Genomic DNA, 4,596 nt, shown 5'->3' with positions numbered 1-4,596 from the left:
TAGGCGATATTTTCATAGACAGACATATGAGGAAAAAGAGAGTAATCCTGATATACAATACCGATTTTTCGCCTTTCAGGCGGAAAATTTGTTATGTCCTTTCCGTTTACCTCTATCTTTCCTTCGATTAAAGGATGAAGTCCAGCTAACGCTTCAAGCATGATTGATTTTCCCGCTCCTGTTGGCCCCAAGATTATGAAGTATTCTCCGCTTTGGATTTCAAGATCTATGTTTTCGAGATAAAAAGAGCCTAAATTTAATTTAAGAGATTTTATTTTAATCATGCTTTTTCTCTTTAGCCGTAAACATTCTCAGGACGACAAACACTACAAGGGAGATGAGTATTACAATAGCTGTAACCGGTTTCGCGTATTCGAGCCCAAATGAGTTGAACCTCTCTGCCACGAGTATAGGAGCGACCCGTACATAGTTCCCAAAAAAATTGACGTTGTACGCGAGGATGAGTACTGCCCCGAATTCACTCGCTCCTCTCGCCCACATCATAATAGAACCCGCGAGAATGCTTCTGGATGCGAGCGGCATTGAAATCGTTAAAAATGTTCTCCATGGAGAAGCGCCGAGAGACCTAGCCACTTTTTCAAGCTTTTCGTCGACGGATTCAAAACCCTCTCTGGCTGAATTCACTAGAAATGGTATGCTTACAAAAAGCATAGCTATAATAACTCCGGGTATGCTGTTGTAAAATGAAACGCCTATGAGGTTGAAAAGTTTACCGGTCAAAAAATTTCTTCCGAACACAAATAAAAGAGCGATTCCGGCGGCTGAATGAGGTATGACTACCGGAATGTCTATGAGGCTTTCTACCAGTCTTTTACCAAAAAAATTTTTTCTGGCCAGTATATACGCCAGCGGAACTCCGAATATAATTCCTATCAAGGAGGCAAAAGCTGCGGAAAACACGGTCATCAGAATTGAGAAATAGACAGACTTTTCAGAAAGAGAGCTGCGCATAGAATCTACTGGGGTTCCGAAGAGAGCCTTCAACACCGGCACACCTATAAAAAGCACCAGAATAAACCCTAAAAGGGAAAAGACAAGGTACATCGCGCTTGGCTTTTTACCCTTCAGATACATCAAGCCTCTGAAAATAGCACTTCAGACCCCTGAAGTGTTCTAAGAAAAAAGCTTTCCATTTCCTCTCCTTTCCAAACACGGGAGGCTTGAATGTTTCCATAGAAGCCCTCGAGACTTTCGTCTGCCGGCCGGAAACCTTGGAAAGATCTTTAGGTTAACCGGCTCGAAGAGTTTCAGAAAATAAAAAATACTTTTATACTTTATATTTTTTCCTCTGACAAGTGAATTTATGTATTAAGCTATAATATTTTGACCTCTTTATTCAGTTATTTTATAATTTGCCAAACAATTTTTACAAGGGATCTCAAAATAGAAGAACTCGTCGCGGCATACAACCTCAGATCGATTGGTGAATTCTATTCACTCCTCAACGAAGAAATCGAATGTTAATCAGGTAAATACACATCCCTTGGAATAATCTACTGGGGGGAAACCAGAACACATGAAGAGCTTGAAAAAATCATGCGATAAAATAATTTCAACACTCACGAAAAATGTGCAAATGCGAAACCCATAGACATAATCATGTGTTTTGAAAACTATCTATCAAAAAATAGTCTCACTGGCAAATTTCTAGTTCCGTTTCCAAAAGAGGTGGCAAACGGGATAGAGTGGGCGAAAATTCACCATAATTTATTCAAGGTTGAATTTTGAAAATAAAGATATATACCCAAAAATCCAAAAGCGGATTATTAAAATACTAAATTCGTCGCTGGGGAGGTTAAACTGCTGATATTTTTGATACTCTTGACTTCAGGTATAGGTTTTGGATTTCTTCTTAGAAACAAAGAAAAAACCATGAAATTAATAAATCACGCGTCTGAAGCCACCGTTTACGCGCTCCTTTTTTTTCTGGGAATATCCGTTAGTCAGAACAAAGCCCTTGTTGAAAAATTTTTTTCCTTAGGTTTGAAGGCGGTCATACTTTCTTTTGCCGGCATTTCCGGCAGTGTTTTGATTTCATACATTTTTTTCAAAATTTTCTTCCGTGAAAACGAATGATTAAATCCATTGTAATAATCCTATTTTTCTCATTGGGTGTTTTTGTCGGCTTTTTTGACTACTTTCCGGAAACATTGACCGGCTTTGATTTCAGCACATACACACTTTATTGTCTTATTTTCCTGGTTGGGGTAGATATAGGTGCGGATAAAAAGACTTTTAAAGCCCTCAAGCGGATGAATTTCAAGGTATTTACAGCTCCAATTTCTGTAATATTAGGCACTTTAGGAGGGGTGGCGATTGTTTCACCCTTAATCCAGGGAGTCAGTTTCAAAGAATCCCTGGCAGTTGGAGCGGGTTTTGGGTATTACAGCCTATCCAGCGTTTTTATAACGAAAATTAGCGGAGAAACTCTCGGAATAATCGCGTTGATTTCAAATTTAACAAGAGAAATAATAACACTTCTTTTTACACCCATCTTGATAAAGTTTTTCGGAAAACTCGCGCCCATAGCTTCAGGAGGGGCTACATCTATGGACACTACTCTACCGGTGATAACGAAATTTTCAGGCAGTGAATACGCGTTTATCTCCATCTTGAACGGTTTTTTGCTGACAGCTCTCGTTCCGTTTTTTGTGACATTAATATTAAATCTTTGATAGATCGCATGATATTAAAGCGTTCGCCGTAGTGTATATGGAGGGATAATAATGGGATTAGTTTTTTTTCTGAATTTTGTAAACGCTCAAATAGTTACGATAAAACCGGTATCATTTTATACAGGATATATCATCGATCTGGCGATCGTCACAGCAGGTGTATCTGTGACTTTCATTCTTAATTCTTATTGGGAGAAAGTCAAAATGATCAGGTTAGAAAAAAAATATCTGGATGACTTCATGCGTGATCTACAGCACGATTTGGATATTGCCCAACAACTAACCGAACAAAACAGAAAAAAAAACAAAAGGGCAAAAGCCTTCACAGAGTCGATCAAACAAAACACCCATACTCCGGAAAATTCTATAGAAGTGTTTCAGGACATAGCTACAATCAATCAATTTACTCCTAAGATGTCCGCTTATGTTTCAATAGTCAACAGCGGTAACCTCAATATAATAAGGAATTACGATCTCAGAAATAAATTGGTAAGCTACTACATTAGTTTTGAGGAGATAAAGCTTGAAGAAAAAATTTCTAACGATTTCGCTTTCAACACTGCCATACCTTTCATGTACAGAAATATAGACCTATTAAATCATAAACTGATAAATTCAGATTGTATTTACGCAACCGACTTCAAAAACATATTCATCGGATATTTCGCGCTTCTTCAGCAAGTTCTTGACGGATACGAGACGCTTAAAGAAAATTGCGACAATCTATTAAAATTCTGGAAAACCAATTGTAAGGTAAATCCGCTTGGAAGCCAACGCAATGATTTCAATTGAAATTCTTTTCCATGACGAACTCAACGACTTTTTGCCAAAAGAAAAAAAATTCCGATCAGCAAAATTAGACCTAATAACTGGTTCTCAGGTCAAAGACATAATCGAAAGCCAGGGTGTCCCACACACCGAATTCGGTGTAATTTTCGCAGACGGGAAAGAAGTTCTCCCTGATTACAAAATTACATATCCGACAACCCTTGAAGTCTTTCCTCAGGTAAAAACTTTTATGGTAAAAATCAAATTTATCGCCGATGTCCATCTGGGAATCCTTTCTCGCAGGCTGAGACTTTTGGGATTTGACTGTAAGTATCAGAACAATTTCGAAGACTCTCAGATAGCTGACATAGCACAAAAGGAATCAAGAACTGTCTTGACAAGAGACGTACAATTGCTGATGAGAAAAAAAGTGAATTACGGTTATTGGATAAGAAACACTAAAACCGAGGATCAAATTATTGAAGTATGCGACAAGTTCGCTCTATTCGATCAAATTAATCCGTTCAGCCTATGCACCGAATGCGGGGGTAAGCTGTCTCCCGTTGAAAAAAAACAGATAATTTCCGAGATTCCCTGGGGCACGTCTCAAAGGTACAATGAATTTTATGTATGTTCGGGTTGCGGTAAAATATACTGGAAAGGTTCACATTTTTTCAGATTACAAAAGATTGTAGAATATATAAAAAGCTCCCAACAAAAACGCTGAGAGCTTAAATTTTCTATTTTGAAATTTTACGGAATATCTGGGATCTAATTATATCTCGGATTTTCCTCTTTAGGCCTTGCTTCGTTGACTCTGATTTTTCTGCCTTTTACCTCTTTTTCGTTGAGATCTTTCATCGCATTTTCGGCTTCTTGGTTGTTAGGCATTTCGACAAAACCAAATCCTTTTGGACGTTTTGTGACTCTGTCGGAAATGATGTTTACTGACGCCACTTCTCCGAATTGCGCGAACATTGTCCTCAATTCGTCTTCATTCAGTTCATAGGGCAAATTACCCACATACAGCTTCATACACTACCTCTTACTAATACGTTCTAAAAACAGCAACTCAGAAGTTTGGAAATTCCATAAGTTGCCAAGACCAACATTACTAGTAAAGTTTAATTAT

The 4,596-nt window shown here is 38.1% G+C and carries 7 protein-coding genes and 1 riboswitch; of the genes, 4 read left to right on the top strand and 3 right to left on the bottom strand.

Translation table 11 applies throughout. The features are described from left to right. Both JXA84_10050 and JXA84_10045 read right to left on the bottom strand, forming a co-directional pair. A partial coding sequence (locus JXA84_10050; GenBank protein ID MBN1151545.1) for an ATP-binding cassette domain-containing protein occupies positions 1–284 on the bottom strand: 284 nt, incomplete at its 3' end. Next, positions 277–1,065 (bottom strand): ABC transporter permease, encoded by a 789-nt coding sequence (locus JXA84_10045; GenBank protein ID MBN1151544.1) that lies wholly within the window; start codon positions 1,063–1,065, stop codon positions 277–279. The genes JXA84_10050 and JXA84_10045, both read right to left, overlap by 8 nt. A 78-nt stretch (positions 1,066–1,143) precedes the next feature. After that, a riboswitch (molybdenum cofactor riboswitch) is annotated at positions 1,144–1,276 on the bottom strand. Between the two features lie 557 nt (positions 1,277–1,833). Here JXA84_10045 and JXA84_10040 point away from each other — a divergent pair. Genes JXA84_10040 through JXA84_10025 form a run of 4 tightly spaced genes read left to right on the top strand, consistent with a single transcriptional unit; the run spans position 1,834 to position 4,191 of the window. Then, positions 1,834–2,097, top strand: a complete 264-nt coding sequence (locus JXA84_10040) for a LysO family transporter (protein MBN1151543.1) — start codon at positions 1,834–1,836, stop codon at positions 2,095–2,097. Then, positions 2,094–2,696 carry a lysine exporter LysO family protein gene (locus JXA84_10035; protein MBN1151542.1) on the top strand — a complete coding sequence of 201 codons (603 nt, stop codon included), beginning with the start codon at positions 2,094–2,096 and terminating at the stop codon, positions 2,694–2,696. The genes JXA84_10040 and JXA84_10035 overlap by 4 nt, the downstream gene beginning before the upstream one ends. Positions 2,697–2,747: 51 nt before the next feature. Then, positions 2,748–3,488 (top strand): hypothetical protein, encoded by a 741-nt coding sequence (locus JXA84_10030; protein MBN1151541.1) that lies wholly within the window; start codon positions 2,748–2,750, stop codon positions 3,486–3,488. Next, complete coding sequence (locus tag JXA84_10025) at positions 3,475–4,191, top strand: twitching motility protein PilT (protein ID MBN1151540.1); 717 nt, start codon at positions 3,475–3,477, stop codon at positions 4,189–4,191. The genes JXA84_10030 and JXA84_10025 overlap by 14 nt, the downstream gene beginning before the upstream one ends. 44 nt (positions 4,192–4,235) lie before the next feature. Here the strand turns inward: JXA84_10025 and JXA84_10020 are convergent, their stop codons facing one another. Beyond that, entirely contained in the window at positions 4,236–4,499 is a 264-nt protein-coding gene (locus JXA84_10020; protein MBN1151539.1) for an RNA-binding protein, read from the bottom strand. Positions 4,500–4,596 lie beyond the last annotated feature (97 nt).

Source organism: candidate division WOR-3 bacterium, from assembly GCA_016926475.1.
Lineage (GTDB): Bacteria > SDB-A > SDB-A > SDB-A > SDB-A > JAFGIG01.
Note: the sequence above shows the minus strand (reverse complement) of the source record. Positions and strands in the feature narration are given on the sequence as shown.

Coding starts and splice junctions, on each gene's coding strand:
- JXA84_10035 (MBN1151542.1), top strand. CDS start 2,094: ATGATTAAATCCATTGTAATAATCCTATTTTTCTCATTGGGTGTTTTT.
- JXA84_10020 (MBN1151539.1), bottom strand. CDS start 4,499: ATGAAGCTGTATGTGGGTAATTTGCCCTATGAACTGAATGAAGACGAA.
- JXA84_10045 (MBN1151544.1), bottom strand. CDS start 1,065: ATGTACCTTGTCTTTTCCCTTTTAGGGTTTATTCTGGTGCTTTTTATA.
- JXA84_10025 (MBN1151540.1), top strand. CDS start 3,475: ATGATTTCAATTGAAATTCTTTTCCATGACGAACTCAACGACTTTTTG.
- JXA84_10030 (MBN1151541.1), top strand. CDS start 2,748: ATGGGATTAGTTTTTTTTCTGAATTTTGTAAACGCTCAAATAGTTACG.